The following is a 23,950-nucleotide window of genomic DNA, read 5'->3' on the forward strand; positions in this document are numbered from 1 at the left end:
TATCCTTGATCAGTGAGGCGGTGGTTTGCGAAACAACGATAAAGCAGGTGGTTTTTATGAGCACACGCATCAAACATTCTTGGCTGGCTTGGGTACTGCTGTGGTGTGGCTTATTGACAGCAGTGTTGACGAGCCTTCAGGTCAAGCAAGGCATTGAATCTGCCGCCCAGCGCCAATTCATGTTTGATTGCGATCAGATCGTGCTCAAGCTCCACGAGCGCCTCAATGCCTATGCCCTGATTTTACGCGGCGGCGCGGGCTTGTTTGCAGCATCGGGAACCGTCACGCGCCAAGAGTGGCGGGATTATGTCGAAACGCTTCATGCTGACCACAGTGTGCCCGGTGTGCAGGGCATTGGTTTTGCGCAACTGATCTTCCCCTCGCAGCTCGCCGCCCACATCGCCGCCGTGCGGGCGGAAGGTTTTCCAGACTACACCGTGCGTCCAGTTGGGGAGCGCAGCGTGTATTCCGCGATCATTTATTTGGAACCGTTCACCGACCGCAATCTCCGCGCCTTTGGCTATGACATGTTTTCTGAACCGGTGCGACGGGCAGCGATGGAGCAGGCGCGAGATACCGGCGAGGCGGCGTTGTCGGGCAAGGTGATGTTGCTGCAGGAAACCAGCACCGATGTGCAAGCCGGGGCGCTGATGTATTTCCCCATTTATCGCCATCGCGCCCCGCTCGACACGCTGGCGCAACGCCGCGCCGCGTTAATCGGCTGGACTTACAGCCCTTATCGCTTGACCAATCTGATGGTCGGCATCTTGGGAGACTGGACGCAATACGCCACACAAGTCATCAGTTTGAGCATTTATGACGGCATGATCGCCCCCGAGCGGTTGCTGTTTCGCAATTCCACGTCGATGCCGCCTGATGCGCCCGGTTGTCTCCAGTACGAGCAGACGCTGGAGTTCAATGGTCAGCACTGGCGGCTGGTGTTCACGCAGCCGCCGTGTACGACAAATTTGCTGAACGCATGGCTGGCGCTGGCGATGGGAATCGCGCTGAGTGTGCTGTTGTTTAGTTTGACGCTGTCTTTGCTGCGCACCCGCGCCAGCATTCGGATCGCGCACAAGTTGACGCAGCAGTTGCAACGGCGCGAGCAGGCGCTGGCAGAAAGTGAATTCCGCTGGCGCTTTGCTTTGGAAAGCGCGGGCGATAGCTTGATGGATTGGAATCTCAACGATGGCACGGTGTTTTATTCCACGCAGTGGCAAGAGATGCTGGGCGTGACGGCGGATGCACTGCGGGGGCGCTTTGGCGAGTGGGAACAGCGCCTCCATCCCGACGATCGGGCGCAGGTGTGGAAACTGTTGCAAGCGCATTTTCATCAGCCGACGACCACCTTCACTTGTGACTATCGCATCGCTTGCGAAGATGGCAGTTGGAAATGTCTGCTGGCGCGGGGCATGACGGTCAGTTATGACGGCAGCGGCAAACCGCAACGGATGCTCATCATCCACACCGACATCACGGCGCAGCGACAGGCGGCGGAAAAGTTGCAACTGGCAGCCAGCGTGTTCATCCATGCGCGGGAAGGGATCATGGTCACGACGCCGGATGGCACCATCGTTGATGTCAATGATGCGTTTACGCGCATCACCGGTTATCCGCACGACGAAGTCATTGGATGCAACCCGCGCCTGCTCAAATCCGGGCATCAACCCACCGAGTTTTATGCCGCGATGTGGCGCACTCTGATTGAAGAAGGCCAGTGGATAGGTGAACTGTGGAATCGCCGCAAAGATGGCAGTCTGTACGCGCAGATGCAGACCATCAGCGCCGTGCGCGATCCGCAGGGCGTTACCCAACATTACGTCTCGCTGTTTTCCGACATCACCGCCTTGAAAGAACAACAGCGCGAGCTGGAACACATCGCGCACTATGACGCCCTCACCAAATTGCCCAATCGCCTGTTATTGGCATCGCGCTTAGATCAAGCGATGGCGCAGGCACGGCGGCGACAACAGCAATTGGCAGTGGTTTATATCGACCTTGACGGCTTCAAAGCGGTGAATGACAACTATGGCCACGAAGCGGGCGATCACCTGTTGCAAGCGGTGGCAGCGCGGATGAAAAAATATCTGCGCGACAGCGACACGCTTGCGCGGCTCGGTGGCGATGAATTTGTCGCCGTGTTGGTGGATTTGGAGCAGGACATCTGCGGCTTGCCGATGATTGAGCGGCTACTGTGGGCGGCGGCGCAGCCGGTGGTCGTTGACGGCGCACAATTGCAGGTATCCGCCAGTATTGGAGCCACGTTTTATCCGCAAGCGCATGAAATTGATGCCGATCATTTATTGCGCCAAGCCGATCAAGCGATGTATCAAGCGAAATTGAGCGGTAAAAATCGCTATCACTGTTTTGATTGCCAACTGCAATGCCATTTGAATTAACGCGGCTTGTCAGTTAAATAATTATTGCTGCCAGCGGTTGCAAAATCAACCGCTTTATCTAAATTAACACCACATCATATTGTTCTTGTGTGTACAACGCTTCCGCTTGTAACCGAATGGGATGACCAATAAACGCCTCTAATTCCGCTAAATATGCCGATTCTTCATCCAACATCCGATCTACCACTTCTTGTGATGCTAATACCAATAACGCCTCAACATCAAATTGTCGCGCCTCGCGTAAAATCTCCCGGAAAATTTCATAACAAGTCGTCTCCGCAGTTTTAATTGAACCGCGCCCCCCGCAACACGGGCACGGCTCACACAACACATGCTCCAAAGATTCCCGCGTGCGCTTGCGCGTCATTTCCACCAAACCCAAAGACGACACCTCAGTGATATGCGTTTTGGCGTGATCCCGCGCTAAACATTTTTCCAAAGCCCGCAACACTTGTCGTTTATGTTCCTCTTCACTCATATCAATAAAATCAATAATAATAATCCCGCCCAAATTGCGCAGCCGCAGTTGCCGACAAATCGCTTGCGCCGCTTCTAAATTGGTCTTAAAAATCGTTTCCTCTAAATTGCGATGCCCCACAAAAGCGCCAGTGTTGATGTCAATCGTCGTCATCGCCTCGGTTTGGTCAATGACTAAATGCCCACCGGATTTCAAACTCACTTTACGCAACAAGGCTTTTTTAATTTCTTCCTCAATGCCATATAAATCAAATAACGGTCGCTCACCTTGATAGTGATCAATACGCTCTTGAATTTCTGGAATATAATTCGCCGCAAACGGCAGCGCCTGTTCAAACATTGCCCGTGAATCAATCCGAATGCGTTCCACTTCCGGCGTCACTAAATCGCGCAACGCCCGCAGCGCCAACGGTAAATCATCGTGAATCAAACCAACTGAGCTGGTTTGCACACAACGACGTTTTACCCCGCTCCACAGCTTGATTAAAAAATCCATATCTTTCACTAATACTTCTTCACTCACGCCTTCAGCAGCCGTGCGCCCAATAAAACTCCCCTCGCCGGGATGCGCCTCCACATATCGCTGCAAAATATCACGCAAGCGCCGCCGTTCTTCATCATCATCAATTTTTTGCGATACGCCCGTCGTAGTCAGCGCCGGCATACACACTAAATAACGCGATGCAATAGAAATGTTAGTTGTTAGCCGTGCTCCTTTTGTGCCCAGCGGGTCTTTCACCACCTGCACCACCACTAAATCGCCTTCATGTACCAATTCGTAAATATGCTCAGGGCGCGTATCACCACCGAGGGTGCCAAAGATGTCAGAAGCATGGAGAAAAGCCGCACGATCTAAACCAATGTCAACAAATGCCGCTTGCATCCCCGGCAACACCCGGCACACTAATCCTTTATAAATGTTGCCCACCAAACCAGCGCGATCAGCGCGTTCGATGATCATTTCCTGCACCACTCCGTTTTCCACCACCGCCACGCGAGTTTCTGGTGGCGTTACGTTAATCAGGATTTCTTCGCTCACAACAATTTAATCTCTTAATGATTCCCATGTCATTGCCACGCCATATCATTGTAAATCTCCCCCAATTAAAGCATCGAGCAGAGTAGTTGCTTTTGCAAATTGATATAACTCTAAATGCGTTGTTAATGCAGTCAATACTGGTGCTGGCAATGCCGCTACCAATCGCTCCCGTACTTCCCACATCACATCTTCAATCGTCGGATCATGCTCATACGTATAACTGCGCAAGGTGATTAAAATTGCTTTAATGTCGGCATCAGTAACCGCTTCAATAATCAATAATGGCGGCGGCGGTTGTGATAACACGGTTTGTATTGGCGCTGATATTGTCGTTGCTGCTAATTCCGGCACCGTAAACCAAATATCAAAATAAAACGTACTGCCGCGCCCCAATTCACTCTGCGCTCCAATTGTTCCTTCCATCATTTCCACCAGGTGCCGGCAAATCGCCAACCCCAATCCCGTCCCACCATAACGGCGCGTAATCGAACTATCTGCCTGCGTAAAGCGTTCAAATAAAAACGCAAGTTGCTCCTTACTTAATCCGATTCCCGTATCAGTCACAGAAAACTCAAGTTGAGCCCGCTCGGCAGTGCGCGTGAGCAAGCGTACACTAATTTCAATTTCACCACTGGCAGTAAATTTCACCGCATTCGTGGCAAGATTGATGAGTATCTGCGCCACCCGCAACGGATCACCAATCAGCATCAGGGGCACTTCTGCAGCACACAACACCCGCACCGCCAATCCTTTATGCGCAGCGGCATGTCCAATCACATCCATCACATTGTTAATCGCTTTCTCTAAATGAAACTCTACCTGTTCTAAACGCAAACACCCCGCTTCAATTTTAGAAAAATCTAATAAATCATTCAGCAGGTTTAAGAGTGATTTTGACGCCGCATCTGCTCTGCTCAGATAGTCACGCTGTTTGAAATCAAGCTCGGTCTCTAAACAAAAATAAATCATACTCAAAATCGCATTCATTGGCGTGCGAATTTCATGGCTCATATTCGCTAAAAATTCGCTTTTAATCCGAGTAGCCTGTTCGGCTTGTTCCTGAGCTTGGCGCATTTTTATGACTGCTAAACGCTGTTCTGTCAGATCAACAAACACAACCAGATAACGCTCTCCTAAATTAGTCGCATGAATTTGAAACGTGCGCACGATGCCATCACGACAATTCACCTGCGCTTCTATTGGCTCAATGTTACCACCATAGTGATGTGCATTTTCAAGACGGCTTTGCCATTGCTTTTGCACCTCTAAACGATAGTCAGGATCAAGATAAGCCAATAACCACCAATGAGCAACATCTGGCATTTCATAAATAGAATAACCAATCAACTCTGAAAACCGTTGATTGAGCATTAACACCCGCTGTTCTTTGCCCTCGGAAACGAGCATCGCTATCGGCGAATGTTCAATTAAAATTTGCATTTCTTTTTTTGTTTTCCGCAACAACGCTTCACTGCAAATTAAAATCTTTTCAGCAATGTGCCGCTTTTTTATTTCCTGACTCAGCTTCCAATTCCAATACAAAATAACTAATAAAATGAGCAACGTAATACTTAACAACTGCCATAACAATGTATAATCAGGGCGTGGTATTGATGGCGCATGTAACCAACGATTTTGAATTCTGTCGCGCTCATCTTTGGGAATGACTGCAATTGCTTGCTGCAAAATGCGCGACAAGGGCAACCAATCTTGCCGAACTGCCATTCCCAAAGCCATTTCATAGGGCGTGATTCCCGCCATACGGATATTGGTCATATTCTCACTTCCAATAAAATGACTGGTTGTGATGAGGCTATCAACAAAAGCATCGACCTTGCCAGTATTGAGGGCTTGCAATGCAGCGCGCATATTTGGAAAAGTCAATAATTGCAGTTCGGGATGATCTTTTTGTAACCAATCAGCGATTGCATACTTTTCAACCACCGCCACTCGTTTACCATTCAAACTATCAAGAGTGCCATAAAAAGGTGAATTTAAGAGTGCAAAAATAGCTACCGGGAAGTTGAGATATGGCGGGGTGAAATGAAAATGCTGTAAACGTTCTTCAGTTTGCGCAATCCCCGGAATTAAATCAATGTCACCTCGCTTTAATAAGTGAAGCTCCTCAGTCCAACTCCTATTGACAATTGCTTTGAATTGCAGGCCGGTCAGCGCGGTAATGTGTTCAAGATACTCAACACTAATCCCTATTGGTTGCTGCGCATCGTTCAACAACTGAATGGGAGCTAAATCAGGATTCACACTATAACGGACAACCGGATGTGCAGCAATCCAGTTGCGCTCATTCAAACTTAAATTAATATAACTTTTCGTTGCAGACTGGGCAATTACCATCCATTTCGCTAAAATATCGTCAATGGTTTGCAGAGGAATCGCTGCTAAGGCTTTATTGATAATGCTCTGCAATTCTGGATATTGACGGTGAATAGAATAACAAAGATCTATATCACTATTGGGTACTGGAAAAGCAATGCCGATATTCGGAATGAGTTGTTTGCGTACTGCGGGCAAAAATGCAATTCCAGAAACGATTGCATCTAATTTGCCATTCAGTAATTGGGCGATGATGACTGGATAATCATCCTCAACGACTTGAATGTTTGGCCATAACGCCAACAGCTTTTTGTCAGCTAAATTCCCCCGCAAAATGCCAACTTTTTTGCCATCTAAATCAGACATAGAGCGCAATAGTGACGCGGAATCATTGACAGTAAACATATAACGCGATGCGCGGTAAGCACTTTTTGTAAACAAAAAGTGTGCCGCTCGTTCTGGATGCGCAACGGATACCGCCAAGCCATGCAATTCACCACGTTCTGCTTGCGCGACTATTTCTGCCCAATGTCCCAACTTGAGGCGGATATTTGCACCAGTGAGTTTGTTAATATGCGCAATAATATCAGGTTCAATCCCAATCACTTTATTTTCTGAATTCAACTGGACACTGGGCCACCATTGGCGATCAGCACCCAAAATAATGTCAGGATGCGCGTCTAACCACGCTTGTTCTTCCGCTGTTAAAACAATATCCTGAGAAAAAACTGTCGCATTATTCGGAACATCATTTAACCAGCGATTCCGTATGTGTACCTGTTCATTGGGACTAATACTTGCTAACGCAGCATTTAATATCGCTGTCAGTTCTGGCCAATCTTTACGAATAGCACAAGAGACGCTGGTGCGACTGTTTTCTAAAACGCTGTTAACTTTAATTCCAGAATATCCGTTTGCTTTACGCCACCAATCCAAACTAATATCTGCGAGTAACACATCAACTTGACCATTTGTTAATGCCGCAGCGAGTTCAGCATTGGTATCTAGTTCAACGCTGGTGAGATCAGGATGAGCAGTTAATAACTGTTTTATACGTTTATTTCCTTTTAGAAATCCAACCCGACGTCCTGAAAGCGATGCTAAACTTGTGCCGATAAATGGCACGTCACTCTGCGTAAATAAGTAAGTAAAAATATGTAAATGCGGCGTAGTAAAATCAAAATGTTGATTCCACAACGCGTTAGGAGATGCCACTGCTAATCCATCAATGTCATGGCGCATTGCTTGTTCACCAATAAGTTGCCATGAAGAATGCACTTTTAGACGGATGTGCGTGCCAAGACGTTGGTTAATCAATGCCAGATAATCAACAATCCATCCAGATTCTTGACCATGCTCATCCCGAATCAATGCGGGTGGAAACTGATCGGAAATTCCCAAAGTGATTGTAGGATGAGCGGCTAACCATTCCCGCTGTTGTGGTGTCAGGGAAAAATTTGTAACTTGAGGAGCGACCGGTGGTGAGAAATCAAAAATAGATTTTTTGAGTGCGGAAATATCGCCGCTTTGACCAGATTCTAATAACGCATTTGCTGCTAATTCTAATCGTGGGAGTGATACCGAACCGATTTGTTGTAATGCTGGAATCATCAGTTGTCTGATTTTTTTCGCTTCATAGCGTAATGCTTCACGTCCTTTGCGCTGTGGATACCGTTGCGCAATCAGTTCAATGATTTCTTCAGGATGATCCAAGGCATAGCGCCAGCCGGCATTGCTGGCTTCAATAAAAGCGCGGGTGCGTTCGGGATGTGTCGTGCTTTCTGTAGTCGAAGTGAATAAATAGTGATCGCCAAGTCCAAGAATGTAACTGCCTAATTCAATAACGTGATAAGGAATCCCGCGTTGTTCTAATTCAAAAGGCTGATTACTGATAAATGCGGTCATGGCGTCAACATCGCCGCGAATAAAGGCACCAACCTCAAAACTGTGCGGCACAATGGTCAAGTTTTTACCGGGAACTAAACCCGCTTCATGTAATGCAACCGCTAATAATGGCGATTGTAAATCCACTTCGGTCGCCATCAGGCGCTTGCCACGCAGATCGTCGAGAGTGTGAATTCCAGCGTGACCCAATAATACTAACGGTGGTTTTTTGAAATAGTTTGCCATTAACACGACCGGTTGATTGGCTAAACTCCAGCTCAAAAAACTTCCATTTGCTAATCCATAGGTTGCGCGTCCAGATAATACTTCATCACGAATATCTTTATCGGATTCATACTCGCGTATCTCTACGTTTAATCCGCGTTGCTGATAAAATCCTTTTTCAACGGCGGCATAAAAACCAGCAAACTCAAATTGGTGTTTCCACACAAGTTGCAACGAGACGGAAGTTAATTCAGGACTGGCTTGCTGTGTGTTGGCGGCGGTTGCTAGAGAGTGAAATCCAAACACTCCTAGCAATAGCCAATATCCTGATTGTTTGAATGAAACCCGCAACCAATAGCGTTTGCACAACCAGTGCAGCCACAATACTGTAAGCGTAGCTTCTATAAAAGCTGCGGATTTAGCAAACATAGTAAAAGGACTCATATTATTGGGACAGCGGGAATTTTAAGCAACACTCGGGTTTTTTGCTCAAGATCAGAGGTGTCCATTCCAATGTCAAAGCCCATCACATCCGCCATCAATTTGGCTGAATACGTTCCCAAACCAGTGCCGCCGCGTTTACCGTAAGTTTTATATTTTTGAAAGAAATCAGCGCGAATGGCAACCGGTACCGTTCCAGAGTTGCAAATAGACAGTAACAACGGATCACTTTCCACCAATTCAATCTGAATAACGCTTGCGATGGGGGCGGCTTCAATTGCATTCAACAGCAAATTTGAAAGCATAGAAAAAACCAAGCGAGATTCAGCAGTAACGCTCACTTTTGTTTCCAACGTTGGAAGAATGCCGTTGACGCTCAGGTGGATGTTGACCTGTTTACGTTGTATGGAACTGTCGAAGGTATGAATTAAGCGTGTTAGCAAGGGCAAAAGATTAAATGCTTCTGGCTGATACTGATAACGCCCGGTCTCAATCTTAAATAAGTCGAGCGACAGATCAATCATATTCAGCATGTTGGTGCCTGATTCTTGAATTAACCCAATCAGTTCACGCTGGCTTGGCGTTAGGTTTTCATCAAGGTTTAATACCTGCGGTATGCCAATGATCGCGTTGAGTGGCGATTTAAGATCATGTCGCATAATCTGCTCAACATCCTGTTTAATGCGTTCTAGTTTTTTACGTTCGTTAATATCTTCTTTTACGGCAACATAGTTGGCGATCAGACCATTGGCATCAATGATGGGTGAAATAGCGGCTGATTCCCAAAACAATTCCCCATTCTTGCGGCGATTGACAATATCACCGCGCCAAGTTTGACCGCTAATCAAGGTGTTCCACATCTGTCCATAAAAAGCGTTATCATGTTCACCAGATTTCAATAAACGCGGATTTTGACCAACGATCTCTTCTTTGGTGTAGCCTGTGACCATAGAAAAATATGGATTAACATATAAAACAGTTCCCGTTGCATCTGAAATCACAATGGATGCTGATGCCTGTTCCACCGCCTGCACTAAAGTACGCAATTGCGTGTCCTGTGCTTTTTTTGCGGTCATTTCAAAAGCGATGCCTTCAACAATATGAGTGCCAGTAGCAGGGTCTTGGATCAGATATTCATGCACCATAAAATGGCGCAATCCTCCATCTGTATGGTGATAAGCAATTTCAAAATCAGCGATCAGCTTGTCACCAGCTAATAATTGCTGCTCTTCTGTATGAATACGCGCTAATGATTCCGCTGTCCACGCAGCGAGAGTGATCCAGTTTTCACCAAGTAGTTGTGCAGGCAGTATCTGCGTATCCAACAAATGAACACCATCACTGCAATATAACAACTCTCCTTCTACAGAATGACTGAAAAAAATGATTTGATCTTTTAAGCGTGTGGTTAAACGCTCAAAGCGGGCTTGGCTATCGCGCAAGGCATTTTCAGCCCGCTCGCGGCGCATAATTTCATGTGCTAAATGTTCTGCATACGCGGCATGTTCATCGCGCTGTCGTGTCACTTTAATGACTTGTTCAATTTGAACGTTAAGTTGCTGGTGCGTGTGCTGCAACAATGCTGCTAATGCTAATTGCGCCCGCACTCGCGCTAATAAAAGTAACGGCTGCACGGGTTTAGTGACATAATCCACTGCCCCTACCGCAAAACCACGCGCTTCATCGGTGTTCGCAGTGCGAGCAGTGAGAAAAATAATTGGAATCAGATGGCTTTTGGGATTGGCTTTTAGCCGTTCGCACACTTCATAACCATCCATTTCTGGCATCATAATATCTAACAAAATTAAATCTGGTGCAGGTGTCGCTAATGCCAGCGTGATTGCTTCTCTCCCGTTCGTTGCGGCACGAATCCGATAATAAGGTTTTAGAATGTTTGACAATACGCTAAGATTCTCAACGTGATCGTCAATAATTAAAATTGATTGGGTTTTTGTGTGGGGCATAGTGATCAAACCTCTGTTGCAGTAAGCGGGTGCGCTACGGCGCAATGTACCGAATAACGCAAAAAATACAAGGTTAATGCCGGTTAAGCAGAACGCTATCATTACGAGTGTGCATGATGTCGTTGAATTCAACTACTAACTAAATCAATCGCTTGCGTTTTCAACCGCGTTGTTTCTGAAAAGGTAAAATAATGTCTTCTCGTTTTCCGCCATTGCGACAACTGTTACAGGAACTCATTGCTATTCAATCAGTCAGTAGTGTTAATCCGGCGCTGGATCAAAGTAATCGTCCATTGATTGAACGGTTAATGACGTGGCTGGAGACGGCGGGCTGGCAGCTTGAAATGTTGCCTGTGCCCGATCATGCCAATAAATTCAATTTGTTAGCAACGCTCGGCAGCGGCAGCAACGGCTTGGTGTTGGCAGGTCACACCGATACGGTGCCATTTGATGCGGCGCGGTGGATGTATCCGCCGTTGGCGCTGACGGAAGCGGATGGGCGCTATTACGGGCTGGGAATCGCTGATATGAAAGCATTTTTTGCTTTGGCGCTGGAGGCGGCTCGCGGGTTGACAGCGGCGCAGTTACGCGCTCCATTGCTGATTTTAGCGACCGCTGATGAGGAATCGGCGATGCACGGGGCGCGTGCATTGGCGGCGGCGGGGCGGCAGTTTGGGCGTTATGCGTTGATTGGCGAGCCGACAAATCTGCGTCCGGTGCGGCTGCATAAGGGCGTGATGGCAGAAGCGGTGCGGTTGCTTGGGCGCAGCGGTCATGCCAGCGATCCGCGTTTGGGCAACAGTGCGCTGGATGGAATGCAGGCGGTGCTGACGGCGTTGTTGGCGTGGCGCGAAGAATTGCAGCAAAAACATCATCATCCGGCATTTGCGGTGCCGTATCCGACGCTCAATTGTGGCTACATTCACGGCGGCGATAATCCGAACCGCATTTGTGGCGAGTGCGTGCTGCATGTCGATTTGCGGGTTTTGCCCGGGCTTGATCCCGTTGTTTTACGGTCAGAAATGGCGCAGCGGGTGGCGGCAGTTGCTGAGAAGCGCGGTTTGCAGTGGTCGGTAACGCCGTTATTTGAGGCGATCCCGCCGGCGGAAACGGCAGCGGATTCGGCGTTGGTGCAGGCGTGTGAACGCTTGACGGGACATGCGGCGGAGGCGGTGAATTTTGGCACCGAAGCGCCATTTTTTAATCAATTGGGCATGGACACGGTAATTCTTGGCCCCGGTGATATTGCACAAGCGCATCAGCCTGATGAATATCTGGCGTTGGAACGCATTCCACCGATGTTGGATATTTTAGGCGGGTTAATTCGCCAATTTTGTCTTAAATAAAAACCCCAATTGGCAGCGCGTCAGAATTAAACGACTGTAGGAGTTACGCAGTTGGATGCTAAGTGCCTGATTTTATTGAAACTTGGTTTGTGCAGTGTATGATCGCGTTTTCATAAAAATCAATGACTTAACTTTCAACTGCGTAACTCCTAGACTGTTAGAAAAATGACGTGTTTTACAAAATCAGCTTGCGGCGTGTATTCGCCGCCGCTGACCGTGTTCATGGCGAGCGACGGCGCGAACGCAATACCATTGCCGCGCCAGCATTAAACGGTTAAGTTTTTGATATACCAATCCATTGCTTCAATCAAACCCGCACTGATGCGATGGCTGGGAACATAACCAAGCAACGTCTGCGCTTTAGAAATATCCGCTAATGAATGTCGCACATCTCCCGCCCGAAAATCCTGATAATTCGCTTTATACTCCAGCAAATGTGGAAAGCGCGGCGCTAATGCTGTCCGAATTGCGGTAAATAATTCGTTGAGCGTTGTGCGCTCGCCCACTGCGACGTTATAAATCTGATTTAACGCTTCCGCTTGCGTCACCGTCGCTGCTAATACATTGGCTTGCACGGTATTGGCGATGTAACAGAAATCGCGGCTGGTTTCGCCATCGCCGTTAATCCACAGCGGCTCGTTGTGAATCATCGCCGCCGTCCACTTCGGAATCACCGCAGCATACGCGCCATTGGGGTCTTGTCGCGCTCCAAAGATATTAAAATAGCGCAGCCCGATCGTTTGAAAACCATACGCCCGCGCAAATACGTCGGCATATTGTTCATTCACCAATTTGGTGACGGCATACGGTGATAACGGTTTACCAATTTCATCTTCCACTTTAGGTAAACCGGGATGATCGCCATAAGTCGAACTGGAGGCGGCATAAACAAACCGCTGCACCCGCGCATCGCGGGCGGATACCAGCATATTCAGGAAACCGTCGATATTGGCGGCGTTGGTGCCGATGGGGTCTTCTAGCGAGCGCGGCACCGAACCGAGCGCGGCGTGATGGAGCACATAATCCACACCGAGGCAGGCGTTGCGGCAATCGTCGAGGCAGCAGATGTCGCCGACGATCAAGCGAAAGCGCATCCACTGCGCTGGCGTCACCGCTTGCTGCACTTGATCGAGATTGCGGCGATAGCCGGTGGCAAAGTTGTCCAGCCCGACGACGCTTTGATCGAGCTTTAATAGCGTTTCCAGCAGGTTAGAACCAATAAAACCGGCCACTCCGGTCACTAGCCAAGTGCGCGGGGTGGCAACCAATTCGGCACAACGTTGGGAGTACATATTCATCATCAATTGAATTCCAGTCATTCCTGTTTTAGCACTATCGCATCATGCATCAATACAGCTCTATTGCGCACCGAGCCATTATTTCAAATGGTCACCGCTGCAATCATCACGGCTGACTTTCTTTTTCCCACTCCGGCGCAGTTGCAACCGCACCGCATCGCGCTGCTGTCTGCAACTGCGCCCATTGATAGTTGATTATCCATCATGTCATCGCAGCTCTTTTTCGCCTCCGCCCCCAAACATTTAGGCAGTTTGCTTGCTGAGGAATTCATCCGCCTCGGAATGCGCGACGCCGTCGAAACTCGCGGCGGAGCGCGGTTTTCCGGCAGTTTAGAAGACGGTTATCGCGCCTGTCTGTGGTCGCGCATCGCCAATCGCATTTTATTACCACTCGGACATTTTCCGGTTGCCAGCCCCGAGGCGCTCTACGACGCCGCCGCCAGCATCGACTGGCATGAGCATTTAACGCCCGATCACACCTTTGCCATTCAGTTCGACGGCGCACTTGAGGGCATCAATCATCCCCATTTCGCCGTGCTGCGGGTGAAAGACGCCATCGCCGATCATTTCACCGCCCGCTGCGGACAACGTCCCAACGTCGATGCTGAACAGCCTGATTTGCAAATTCACGTCTACGCCCATCAAGGCACAGTCAGCATCAGCGTCGATTTATCAGGCACTTCGCTGCATCTGCGCGGCTACCGCGACACCGGCACTGCCGCGCCGCTAAAAGAAAATCTCGCCGCCGCGCTGCTGCTCCGTGCCGGGTGGCTGGAGATTGCGGCGGACGGCGGGGCGCTGCTTGATCCGATGTGCGGCTCCGGCACCTTGGTGATTGAAGGGGCGCTGATCGCAGCAGACATCGCGCCCGGTTTGCTGCGCGAACGCTTCGGTTTTCATGGCTGGCTGCAACACGATCAAACGCTGTGGCAGCGGCTGCTGGCAGAAGCGCACATCCGCCGCGCTGCCGGTCTGCAACGGCTCGGTGCCCTGCGCGGCTACGATCAAAATCCCAACGCGATTCGCGCTGCGCTGCACCATTTGGAACGCGCCGGGCTGACGGGATACGCGCATTTTGAACGGCGCGAGCTGGCGGACTGTTATCCGGGGCGCGTGGAAGATGAAGGGCTGGTGCTGGTCAATCCGCCGTATGGCGAGCGCCTCGGCGAGGTTGACGAGTTGCCCGCGTTGTATGCCCGCCTCGGCGCAGTGTTGAAAGAACGCTTTGTCGGTTGGCGAGCGGCGCTGTTTACCGGCAGCCCGGAGTTGGGCAAAACGATGGGACTGCGGGCGCTCAAAATGCACACGCTGTTTAACGGCGCTATCGAATGTCGCCTGCTCCATTTCAAGGTTGAACCGCACTATTTCGTCAGTCATCAGCCGCGTCCGTTGCCAGCAGAAGCGCGGAGTGCTGGCGCGGAAATGTTGAGCAATCGCCTGCTCAAAAACCGCAAAGCACTGCGCAAATGGCAGCGCGAGGCGCAGATTGAGTGCGTGCGGATTTATGACGCCGATCTGCCGGAATACGCGCTGGCGGTGGACGTGTACGGCAACGGCACTGCGCAATGGGTGCAGGTGCAGGAATACGCCGCGCCTGCGACGGTTGATCCCAAAAAAGCGCGGCAGCGGCTGCGCGAAGCGTTGGGCTTGATTCCCGAAGTGCTCGATGTGCCGGCAGCGCAGGTCTATTTCAAAGTGCGCCAGCAGCAAAAGGGCGCGAGCCAATATGAACGGCTGGCTGATACGCGCCATTTTCACGAAGTTGTCGAAGCGGGGCACCGCTTTCTGGTCAATTTTGAAGATTATCTCGACACCGGGCTGTTTTTAGATCACCGCGACGTGCGCGGGCTGCTGGGACGCTTGGCGGCTGGCAAACGTTTTCTCAATCTTTTTGCCTACACCGGCACCGCGACTGTTTATGCCGCTGCGGCTGGCGCAATTGCCAGCACGACGGTTGATTTATCCAATACGTATTTAGATTGGGCGCAAAACAATTTTCTCTTAAATGGCATTGATTTGAATCAACACGAATTGGTGCAAGCCGATTGTTTACGCTGGATTGATCACGCCGTTGGCCGCCGGTTTTATGACGTGATTTTTTTAGACCCGCCGAGTTTTTCAACCTCCAAACGAATGCTGCGGACGCTTGATATTCAACGCGATCATGTGTTGTTGATTCAAGCGGTGCTGCGGTTATTGGCACCGGAAGGCGTGTTGATTTTTTCTAACAATTTGCGGCGTTTCAAGATGGATGTCGAAGCGTTAGAAGGTTGCGTGGTTGAAGACCTCAGTGCGGCGACATTGCCGCGTGATTTTGCGCGGAATCCGCGGATTCATAATTGTTGGAAAATTTACCAACGCACTGCGTAACCCGTGCTTTTGTAATAGCGGCTTGAATGTCGATTAAAAACCGCTGGCTGCGTGTCATCAATGCTGGCGCAGCACTGTTGCTCGCCAGTTTTTAATGGATGAAAAAGTGTTTTGTTACGCAAAAAAGATGAATTATAGTTCATCATGGTTTAATGATTTACAGAAATGGAGACTAAAAACATGCAAGATGAAGATATTGTGCGATTTCTCGAATTGTCAATTGATGCGCGTACTGATGAGTATTTGCGGCGGTTATCAACGCATACAGCGCACGTTGATAAGTGTTTGCAGGAACTTAATGAACGTTTTGAGCGATTTGAAAAGGAGTTGCGGCAACAGACGATACAAATTAAACGAATTGATAAGATGCTTTTTTACAACCAGCCGCTTATCGGTGATCGTTATCGTGATTTAGGCGATGGCACAGTGCTGGATACGCAGACCAATTTGCAATGGATGCGCTGTGCTCTGGGGCAGACATGGAACGGTCAAACTTGTGTTGGAGAGGCTAAACAATTTAGTTGGGATAATGCTATTAAAGTTGCGAAAGATACGCGCCATGCCGGATATACAGATTGGCGTTTACCGACGATTGATGAATTAAAAACGCTGATCGTTACAGGTCAAAATCCAACGATTAACCAGCAGGCTTTTCCGAATACGCTGAGTGCATGGTTTTGGTCAGCTTCTCCGAATGCCAGCAACTCGAGCAGCGCGTGGTACGTGAATTTCAGCAGTGGCTTCGCCGGCAACTACAATCGGAACGTCAGCAACCACGTCCGCCTCGTGCGTGACAGACAGTGACTTTAGATGGTGCAATGATTGCAATTCAATTGATGTGATTAAATAATTCTGAGGGCGCTAAAAATGGCTGAGTATTGGTGGATTTGTCAACGCTGTAATACCCGCATTCAAAAATCAACAACTCCGAATAATGCGAGTTGTCCCGCTGGTGGTGGTCATCGCTGGTTTCGCGCCGCTGAAGTTGGTAATCATGCTTTTCAATGTTCCAAATGTCAGCAATTGCTACAGGCTAAAATGATGCCTTCAACTGGTGGTTGTGCGAGTGGTGGCGGTCATGCGTGGCAGCGACTTTAATCCGTATTAAAACCGCTGGTTTGGTGTCATCAATGCTGGTGCAGTGATTCTGTTTGCCAGTGGTGAATTCACAAAAAAAGGTGTGCTCAGTTGCCGCAAAAAGGTCTAAACTTTGCGCACCTTTCCGCTTTTGCAGGTTTTCCTCATGTTTAATGCTAACGCCACAGAACTTGCCACCCTTGACCGCACTTTGGAACCGTTGCTGGCGCGAGCCAGTGAGCGGGCGGCTGAAACCGAACAGTTGGCAATGGATGCCACGCGCTTGCTGTCAGTACGTCCCGATCAATTGGCAATCGTCGTGAAACAACCATTTTTTAAGCGGTTGCTGGGTGGTTTAACCGGCAATACGCAAGCGCAAACCACTGCTGCGCAAACGCAATTGTTTGAAATGCAGCGGCTGAGTTGGCGCTATTTGCAGTTATTGAATGAGCGCGAGTTGATGCTCGCGCATACCATGATCACGGTGAAAAACAATTTGCTCACGTTGGCGGTGAAGGAAACCGAGACGCGGGATATGTTGACCATGATGGCAAATCGCATTTCTGAACGCTTTACTGCGTTAGAGCAGCGCGTTGAAACCATTGAGATTCAACAGAACATTCACAGTTGGTTATTGACGTTGGATGCTTATGATTATCCTGATCGCTATCCGGCTAAGTTACGGATGCTGCGGGTGATTCAGGACTTTTTTGCTTTAAAATCGGCGAATTGGACTGTTACCGAGATTAAGTATTTACAGAAGGCTCTCAAGGAGGTGGAATTGCCGTGGCGTGAAGGCATTACGCTGGGCGATTTTATTGATGGTTTGATTGATGAAATTGACGCGCAGGGCTTTGATGCGTATGACCGCTTGATTGAAGTAAACGGCGCACAGGGGCGAATTGAACACCAGTTTATTTTGGATAACATCTCGGCACCGAGTCACAAGGCGCTGTATAAAATCGCGGATAGTTACAATCACAGCAGCGACGTGATTGATTTATTAGCCGATCAATTATCCATCACTCGCCGCGAAGCATTAAAACGGGTATTGCGCGGTTTTATTGAAAAAGAAGGAATTGATACCAGCATTACCATTCCGCTGCGTGATTTAGCAGTGGAATTGTTGGGCTGTCGTGGTTTGGTGTTGGGATTGTCTGGCGTCACGACTGCAATCAATCCCAAGCTACAAATTCAGCAACCGCAGACTGAAAATAAACCGACAACGCTAGTTGCTACACGGCAACCGCAGACTCACAAGCCAATTGATAGCCAAGGGCGCTATTTAGATTTGGGCGACGGTGTAGCGTTGGATACGCAGACCAATTTGCAATGGATGCGCTGTGCGCTGGGGCAGACTTGGAACGGTCAAACTTGTGTCGGATCGGCTAATACATTCAATTGGAATGACGCCTTAAAAGTTGCCAAAGAGACGTGCTATGCTGGATATACAGATTGGCGTTTACCAACGATTAATGAATTAAAAGTGCTGATTGTTGAAGGTCAAAAACCTGCTATAGATCATAAAGCTTTTCCTAATACACCTTATGGATTTTTTTCGCTAAAATGGTTTTGGTCCAGCTCTCCGATTGCCAGCAAAGCGTGGTACGTGGATTTCGGCAATGGCTACGCCGGCGACAGCGATTGCGGCTTGGATCTCCACGTTCGCCTCGTCCGCGGCGGACAGTGATTTTGATCCTTTTGATTGTTTAATGATTGCAATTCAATTGATGTGATTAAATAATTTCGAGGAAGTTTGAAATGGTTAATGAGCATTGAGTTTTCATTACCGCATTATTTGAGCAGGTTTAATCATAAACTCAGCATGAGATCATTGATATGCACCCTTTTATTGAACATCACCGCGCTGCCATCTTGACGCTTGCCGCCCGTTACGGCATTGACGACATTCGCGTTTTCGGTTCTATGGCGCGGGGTGATGCCAATACGAATAGCGATATTGATCTGCTGGTTGCGCTGCCGCCGGGTAAAAGCGGACTGATACTGGGCGGATTACTTGCGGATGTTCAGGAATTAACCCAGCGCAAAGTGGATGTCATTACGGAGGGGAGCCTGCATCCGGCGCTGCGTGATCGCATTCTGCGCGAGGCGCGTTTTTTATAATAAACAGCGACCTTATATCTTTAGCACCTTGACCCAATTGCTAAATGATTTTGCTGCTGCAATTCGTCCTCACCTCGGAGCTTAAAACATGCCAAAAGCAATCATTACAAACTTTAGTCAAGCAGAAATGATGACGCGGACACTTGATATTGCCCGCCGTGCTGATGCTGGTGAATCCATACCAGAAACGGACTATATTTTGAATTATCTTGATCCGCTCGATGCGTATCGTGCAATCACACCTGAGCGATTTGTTTTATTGCAAACGCTCCAGCAACTTGGAACCGTGAGTGTTCAACAATTAGCACAAAAATTGCAGCGTGATTATCATGCTGTTCAAGCGGATATTACGGCATTATTGGCACTTGATTTAATCGCACAGACGCCAGAAGGCGTAGCAATTTCTTGGGATGCAATTGAATGGCGCTTAACAACAATCGCTCAGGCAGCTTGAACTTACAATCAATTGATGGAGATCAATAATGAGTACAATAACCACCACAGTTCGACCCAGCATCACCAGCACTGAGGCGAAATTAGAGCTGATGATTTTGAATTCGCAAACCAATCAATTGGATTGGGTGGATATGGCAACGCTGCTGCATTCACGCGGCGCACCTTTGGAATTGGTGACGCGAATGGAGGATTTGTGGGAAAAAACCAAGATCATCGCCGGCAAGGTGGTGAATATCGGGCGCGTGATCATTATGAAAATCTGGGAGTTCATTAAAGCCAATCCGCACATGGTGATTGGCGCAATCCTCGGCGCAGCGTTTGGCGCATTGGTGGGCATGATTCCGTTTATTGGTCCGCTGCTCGCGCCAATTGCGATGACGATTGGCATCACCATCGGCATGTTGAATGGACATCGTTTAGACAAAATCGCCGAAGGTCAACACGTTCAGTATTCACTTATTGAAGATTTGATTACCGTTGCAAAACGCTTTTTTCATTTAATCGCCGACATCTTTTTGGCGCTGCGCGATGAATACTTTGCTAATGGGTTTTCGTCATGAATGATCAATTAGAATTGAAGAATCGCATCAAGACTTATGAAGCCACAAAAAAACCGGATGCAGCAACGGTCGCCGGTGCGGCGGGCAGCACCGCGCTGGGCGCAACACTGGGCGGCGTTGCTGCGCCAAGCATTGCCGGTTGGTTTGGTGCCAACGTGATTAGCACTTCGGGGCTGGGAACCGTTTTAAGTTGGCTGCCAGCGGGTATGCTGAAAACCATTGGAATTCCAACAGTTGCGACGATTACCACGCCGGTCGGCTGGGTATTGGGCAGCATCGCCATTTGTGCGGGACTCGGTTACGGCGTTTATCGGTTGGCGCACAGCGGCGGTAAAAACGACGAGAAACGCTCGGTACTCGGCAAGGGAATTCTTAATAAAATTCAAGCGTTATTCCAAGCCAAAGCGCAACCCGTCGCCACGCAGCAACCAGCATCACTCGCCGATCAAACGGCGCAAGTTGAGGCGCTATTTCGGGAGTTGGGTCGGGAGGGCGTAATTGCTGCCGACAAGGTGGATTCTTTTGTTAACCAATTGAAATCTGGAAAACTTTCTCTTGATGATGCAATTGCTGTTCTTCGGGATTGTGGCAAGGAATTGAGCCATTCCACGCTCAATCCAGCGGCTCCCAATTCTGAAACTGCGTTGCAACAAGCTGCATCTGCTCGTGCTTTAACCGTCATGCACAAAGGCGTATTAAATCATCCCGATCAGCCCAACGAGAGTTTTTTAATACAAATGCAGCAACGGTTTGGAATTGACCGCGAACGCGCTGTGGAGTTATACCGCGATGCGCCGCTTGATTCCAATCCCACCGCAACGGCGCGGCAATTAGCCGATCTTTTCACCCAAGAGATCATGCGCGGCGCATTAACGGCATTAGAAGAAACGGCGCAGGATATGCAGCAAGGGCAAGCCGCATTTGTGCGGTTTTTAGAAATTCAACAGACGTTACAGCAGCAATTTAATACGCAGATTGCTGCAATTGATCGCGCCGGTGAGGATGCACTGGCGGCAATTAACCGCATTTAATTCAAACGATTTTCCACACCTGTTCTGCCAGCGCCGTCACACCGCGCTGGCGCAAATTTCCCGCCTCGCTTAAAACATCAAACGTTGCCAATTCAATAACGCTTTGTTCTGCAAATAAGCGTCGTACCTCCGCCGGTTGGATCGCAAATGGCGGGCCATTCATTTGTTGTTGGTCATACGCAAACGTAATTAACAACTTGGGCGCAGTCGGTGCTATTGTTTTGAGCACTTCCGTATAACGCTCGCGCAATTCAGATGGCAATGCAACCAACGCACCGCGATCATAAATTGCATCAATTCCAGCGCAATGCACGGGAGTGAGCGCAAAGAAATCACCGCACAATAGCGTCAATTCATCTACCTGATAACGGCGCAATGGTGGCGTATCCATCACGACTGCCGTTAATTCGTGTTCAGCAAGGAATTCTTCCACCGCTAATGGGCTGAGTTCAACGCCAATCACGCGCAACCCTTGGCTCATTAACCACAATAAATCTAGCGTCTTGCCGCACAATGGCACCAATACGGTTGCTTGCGCAGGTAAATTGAATTGTGGCCAAAACTCCTGTAAATGCCGATTGATTTCCGGCGAATGCCAACCAGTGTCGCCATGTTGCCAGCGTTCAAGCCAAAATTCGGGATTCATTATTCACGTTCCTCTGCAATAAAATCTCTCAATCGCTGCGGTTTTTCATTGACCAGCGGCGCTAATGATAGCACTTCACAACGCAATTGCGTCTACATAAAAAACAACCGCATTTAGCCGCACTAACGCCGATTAACCTCCCACAAAATGCTAAAAAAGTTGTGCTTCTTTATGCCAAACGGTCTAAACTTTGCGCACCGTTCCGCTTTTACAGGTTTCCCTCATGTTTAATGCCAGCGCCACCGAACTTGCTACCTTTGATCGCACCTTGGAACCGTTGTTAGCGCGAGCTAGCGCACGAGCGGCGGATACTGAACAATTGGCAATGGATGCGACGCGCTTATTGTCAGTGCGTCCCGATCAATTGGCAATTGTGGTGAAACAACCATTTTTTAAGCGGCTGTGGGGCGGTTTAACTGGTAATACGCAAGCGCACACGACCGCCGCGCAAACGCAATTGTTTGAAATGCAGCGCCTGAGTTGGCGCTATTTGCAGTTATTGAATGAGCGCGAGTTGATGCTCGCACATACCATGATCACGGTGAAAAACAATTTGCTCACGTTGGCGGTCAAGGAAACCGAAACGCGGGATATGTTGACCATGATGGCAAAGCGGATTACAGATCGCTTTATGGCGCTGGAACAACGGGTTGATACCATTGAGATTCAACAGAACATTCACAGTTGGTTATTGACGTTGGAAACCCATGATTATCCTGATCGCTATCCCGCTAAATTGCGAATGCTGCGGGTGATTCAAGACTTTTTTACTTTGAAAGCGGGGAATTGGAGCATTACCGAGATTAAATATCTCCAGAAGGCGCTGAAAGATGTGGAATTGCCATGGCGCGAAGAAATTACATTAGGCGATTTTATTGATGGTTTGATTGATGAAATCGACGCGCATGGCTTTGATGCGTATGACCGTTTGATTGAAGTGAATGGCGCACAGGGGCGCATTGAACACCAGTTTATTTTGGATAACATCTCGGCATCGAGTCACAAGGCGCTGTATAAAATCGCGGATAGTTATAATCACAGCAGCGATGTGATTGATTTATTAGCCGATCAATTGTCCATCACTCGCCGCGAGGCATTAAAACGGGTGTTGCGCGGTTTTATTGAAAAAGAAGGAATTGATACCAGCATTACCATTCCGCTGCGTGATTTAGCAGTGGAATTGTTGGGCTGTCGTGGTTTGGTGTTGGGATTATCTGGCATCACAATTGCCCGCCCGACTGCAATCAATCCCAAGCCGCAAATTCAGTTACCGCAGGCTCAGACTCGCAAGCCAATTGATAAGCAAGGACGCTATTTAGATTTAGGTGATGGTGTGGCGTTGGATACGCAAACTAATTTGCAATGGATGCGCTGTGCATTAGGGCAAACGTGGACCGGTCAAACCTGTGGTTGTGTTGGCGAGGCTAAACAATTCAAGTGGGATAATGCTATCAAAGTTGCGAAAGATACGCGCCATGCTGGATACACAGATTGGCGTTTACCGACGATTGATGAATTAAAAAAGCTGATCGTAACCGGTCAAAAACCAACAATTAACCAGCAGGCTTTTCCAAATACGCCTGGTTCGTGGTTTTGGTCCGGTTCTCCGTATGCTGGCTACTCGGACTACGCGTGGAGCGTTTATTTCAGCGATGGCTACGCCGGTTACTACAGCTATCGGTACAATTCCTTCCACGTTCGCCTCGTGCGCGGCGGACAGTGATTTTGATCTTTTTGATTGTTTAATAAAATGCAACGCTTTTAATCAGAAAATAGGTAGGTTCGCAACTCTATTTTATAGATTAAAGCACTACCTATAATTTGCGTCTCCAATGTAAATGGTATTGAAATGATAACAATCAATCTTAATCCAGAAGTTGAAACTCATCTCAGAGTCATCGCCGCACAAGCTCAGACCTCTGCCGATGAAATGGTGTGCCGCATTATTAGCGAATATGTTGAACAAAAAACGCACACTGAACGCATTGATGCTGCAATTCCACCAATTACCAAATCGTTGATTGGTATCATCAAACAGACCGCCATTGACGAAGCGGATTATCAGCGTTATTTGCAGGATAAATATCTAGGAGTTACGCAGTTGACCAAAAATAGCTTTAGAATATAGTCGATCCACCACAAAATGATTGTTAAAATCGGCGCAGCACCTTCAATCCTACTGTTGTGCCGCAATCAATTTATTCTGGCTTGGCTATACAAAGATGAACGCTGCAAAATGTACCGAACAAGATTACATTCAGTTTTTAATCGCTACTCCG

At 48.6% G+C, this 23,950-nt stretch carries 18 protein-coding genes; 12 read left to right on the forward strand and 6 right to left on the reverse strand.

The window, feature by feature from the left end; genetic code table 11:
• The first annotated feature begins 56 nt into the window (after positions 1 to 56).
• Positions 57 to 2,399: a sensor domain-containing diguanylate cyclase gene (locus tag CKO12_RS01430; protein ID WP_200152943.1), complete on the forward strand. Its 2,343-nt coding sequence runs from the start codon at positions 57 to 59 to the stop codon at positions 2,397 to 2,399.
• A 58-nt stretch (positions 2,400 to 2,457) separates the two neighbouring features.
• On the opposite strand, the gene rng is transcribed toward CKO12_RS01430, so the two are convergent.
• From rng to CKO12_RS01445, 3 genes are read right to left on the reverse strand one after another with little or no spacing between them, the layout of a single operon-like run.
• Entirely contained in the window at positions 2,458 to 3,915 is a 1,458-nt protein-coding gene (gene rng, locus CKO12_RS01435) for a ribonuclease G (protein WP_200152944.1), read from the reverse strand.
• Positions 3,916 to 3,960: 45 nt separating this feature from the next.
• Complete coding sequence (locus tag CKO12_RS01440; RefSeq protein WP_200152945.1) at positions 3,961 to 8,787, reverse strand: transporter substrate-binding domain-containing protein; 4,827 nt, start codon at positions 8,785 to 8,787, stop codon at positions 3,961 to 3,963.
• An 11-nt stretch (positions 8,788 to 8,798) separates the two neighbouring features.
• Entirely contained in the window at positions 8,799 to 10,763 is a 1,965-nt protein-coding gene (locus CKO12_RS01445) for a response regulator (protein ID WP_200152946.1), read from the reverse strand.
• Between the two features lie 191 nt (positions 10,764 to 10,954).
• Here CKO12_RS01445 and argE point away from each other — a divergent pair, with 191 nt between their 5' ends.
• On the forward strand, positions 10,955 to 12,109 hold the full coding sequence (gene argE, locus CKO12_RS01450) for an acetylornithine deacetylase (protein ID WP_200152947.1): 1,155 nt from the start codon (positions 10,955 to 10,957) through the stop codon (positions 12,107 to 12,109).
• 266 nt (positions 12,110 to 12,375) lie between these two features.
• Here the strand turns inward: argE and CKO12_RS01455 are convergent, their stop codons facing one another.
• Positions 12,376 to 13,410, reverse strand: a complete 1,035-nt coding sequence (locus tag CKO12_RS01455; protein ID WP_274599881.1) for an NAD-dependent epimerase/dehydratase family protein — start codon at positions 13,408 to 13,410, stop codon at positions 12,376 to 12,378.
• Positions 13,411 to 13,611: 201 nt separating this feature from the next.
• Here CKO12_RS01455 and rlmKL point away from each other — a divergent pair, with 201 nt between their 5' ends.
• The gene (gene rlmKL / locus CKO12_RS01460; RefSeq protein ID WP_200152949.1) at positions 13,612 to 15,777 is read left to right on the forward strand and encodes a bifunctional 23S rRNA (guanine(2069)-N(7))-methyltransferase RlmK/23S rRNA (guanine(2445)-N(2))-methyltransferase RlmL; all 2,166 of its coding nucleotides are present in this window, start codon (positions 13,612 to 13,614) and stop codon (positions 15,775 to 15,777) included.
• On the opposite strand, the gene CKO12_RS14620 is transcribed toward rlmKL, so the two are convergent.
• Positions 15,759 to 15,923 carry a hypothetical protein gene (locus CKO12_RS14620; RefSeq protein ID WP_207146204.1) on the reverse strand — a complete coding sequence of 55 codons (165 nt, stop codon included), beginning with the start codon at positions 15,921 to 15,923 and terminating at the stop codon, positions 15,759 to 15,761. The genes rlmKL and CKO12_RS14620 overlap by 19 nt on opposite strands.
• A 139-nt stretch (positions 15,924 to 16,062) precedes the next feature.
• On the opposite strand from CKO12_RS14620, the gene CKO12_RS01465 reads away from it, so the two are divergent.
• The 7 genes from CKO12_RS01465 (at position 16,063) to CKO12_RS01495 (ending at position 21,025) form a co-directional block, all read left to right on the forward strand.
• Positions 16,063 to 16,581, forward strand: coding sequence for an Lcl C-terminal domain-containing protein (locus CKO12_RS01465; protein WP_200152950.1), 519 nt, complete (start codon positions 16,063 to 16,065; stop codon positions 16,579 to 16,581).
• A 63-nt stretch (positions 16,582 to 16,644) separates the two neighbouring features.
• A complete protein-coding gene (locus CKO12_RS01470; protein ID WP_200152951.1) occupies positions 16,645 to 16,875 on the forward strand; it encodes a hypothetical protein in 231 nt (76 codons plus the stop codon).
• 145 nt (positions 16,876 to 17,020) lie between these two features.
• The gene (locus tag CKO12_RS01475; RefSeq protein ID WP_200152952.1) at positions 17,021 to 18,544 is read left to right on the forward strand and encodes an Lcl C-terminal domain-containing protein; all 1,524 of its coding nucleotides are present in this window, start codon (positions 17,021 to 17,023) and stop codon (positions 18,542 to 18,544) included.
• A 149-nt stretch (positions 18,545 to 18,693) separates the two neighbouring features.
• Positions 18,694 to 18,978: a nucleotidyltransferase family protein gene (locus CKO12_RS01480; RefSeq protein ID WP_200152953.1), complete on the forward strand. Its 285-nt coding sequence runs from the start codon at positions 18,694 to 18,696 to the stop codon at positions 18,976 to 18,978.
• 88 nt (positions 18,979 to 19,066) lie between these two features.
• The gene (locus CKO12_RS01485; RefSeq protein ID WP_200152954.1) at positions 19,067 to 19,432 is read left to right on the forward strand and encodes an HVO_A0114 family putative DNA-binding protein; all 366 of its coding nucleotides are present in this window, start codon (positions 19,067 to 19,069) and stop codon (positions 19,430 to 19,432) included.
• Positions 19,433 to 19,460: 28 nt separating this feature from the next.
• Entirely contained in the window at positions 19,461 to 19,994 is a 534-nt protein-coding gene (locus CKO12_RS01490) for a DUF2273 domain-containing protein (protein ID WP_200152955.1), read from the forward strand.
• A complete protein-coding gene (locus tag CKO12_RS01495) occupies positions 19,991 to 21,025 on the forward strand; it encodes a hypothetical protein (protein ID WP_200152956.1) in 1,035 nt (344 codons plus the stop codon). The genes CKO12_RS01490 and CKO12_RS01495 overlap by 4 nt, the downstream gene beginning before the upstream one ends.
• Before the next feature lies 1 nt (position 21,026).
• On the opposite strand, the gene tmpT is transcribed toward CKO12_RS01495, so the two are convergent.
• Complete coding sequence (gene tmpT, locus CKO12_RS01500; RefSeq protein ID WP_200152957.1) at positions 21,027 to 21,671, reverse strand: thiopurine S-methyltransferase; 645 nt, start codon at positions 21,669 to 21,671, stop codon at positions 21,027 to 21,029.
• Between the two features lie 223 nt (positions 21,672 to 21,894).
• Between tmpT and CKO12_RS01505 the strand changes: the two genes are divergently transcribed.
• Complete coding sequence (locus CKO12_RS01505) at positions 21,895 to 23,394, forward strand: Lcl C-terminal domain-containing protein (protein WP_200152958.1); 1,500 nt, start codon at positions 21,895 to 21,897, stop codon at positions 23,392 to 23,394.
• 126 nt (positions 23,395 to 23,520) lie between these two features.
• Complete coding sequence (locus CKO12_RS01510) at positions 23,521 to 23,799, forward strand: DUF6364 family protein (protein WP_200152959.1); 279 nt, start codon at positions 23,521 to 23,523, stop codon at positions 23,797 to 23,799.
• The last annotated feature ends 151 nt before the right edge of the window (positions 23,800 to 23,950 follow it).

The sequence above is a fragment of the Chromatium okenii genome (assembly GCF_016583745.1).
GTDB lineage: Bacteria > Pseudomonadota > Gammaproteobacteria > Chromatiales > Chromatiaceae > Chromatium > Chromatium okenii.

Coding starts and splice junctions, on each gene's coding strand:
- CKO12_RS01430 (WP_200152943.1), top strand. CDS start 57: ATGAGCACACGCATCAAACATTCTTGGCTGGCTTGGGTACTGCTGTGG.
- CKO12_RS01440 (WP_200152945.1), bottom strand. CDS start 8,787: ATGTTTGCTAAATCCGCAGCTTTTATAGAAGCTACGCTTACAGTATTG.
- CKO12_RS01445 (WP_200152946.1), bottom strand. CDS start 10,763: ATGCCCCACACAAAAACCCAATCAATTTTAATTATTGACGATCACGTT.
- argE (WP_200152947.1), top strand. CDS start 10,955: ATGTCTTCTCGTTTTCCGCCATTGCGACAACTGTTACAGGAACTCATT.
- CKO12_RS01455 (WP_274599881.1), bottom strand. CDS start 13,410: ATGATGAATATGTACTCCCAACGTTGTGCCGAATTGGTTGCCACCCCG.
- rlmKL (WP_200152949.1), top strand. CDS start 13,612: ATGTCATCGCAGCTCTTTTTCGCCTCCGCCCCCAAACATTTAGGCAGT.
- CKO12_RS14620 (WP_207146204.1), bottom strand. CDS start 15,923: ATGATGAACTATAATTCATCTTTTTTGCGTAACAAAACACTTTTTCAT.
- CKO12_RS01470 (WP_200152951.1), top strand. CDS start 16,645: ATGGCTGAGTATTGGTGGATTTGTCAACGCTGTAATACCCGCATTCAA.
- CKO12_RS01475 (WP_200152952.1), top strand. CDS start 17,021: ATGTTTAATGCTAACGCCACAGAACTTGCCACCCTTGACCGCACTTTG.
- CKO12_RS01480 (WP_200152953.1), top strand. CDS start 18,694: ATGCACCCTTTTATTGAACATCACCGCGCTGCCATCTTGACGCTTGCC.
- CKO12_RS01485 (WP_200152954.1), top strand. CDS start 19,067: ATGCCAAAAGCAATCATTACAAACTTTAGTCAAGCAGAAATGATGACG.
- CKO12_RS01490 (WP_200152955.1), top strand. CDS start 19,461: ATGAGTACAATAACCACCACAGTTCGACCCAGCATCACCAGCACTGAG.
- CKO12_RS01495 (WP_200152956.1), top strand. CDS start 19,991: ATGAATGATCAATTAGAATTGAAGAATCGCATCAAGACTTATGAAGCC.
- tmpT (WP_200152957.1), bottom strand. CDS start 21,671: ATGAATCCCGAATTTTGGCTTGAACGCTGGCAACATGGCGACACTGGT.
- CKO12_RS01505 (WP_200152958.1), top strand. CDS start 21,895: ATGTTTAATGCCAGCGCCACCGAACTTGCTACCTTTGATCGCACCTTG.
- CKO12_RS01510 (WP_200152959.1), top strand. CDS start 23,521: ATGATAACAATCAATCTTAATCCAGAAGTTGAAACTCATCTCAGAGTC.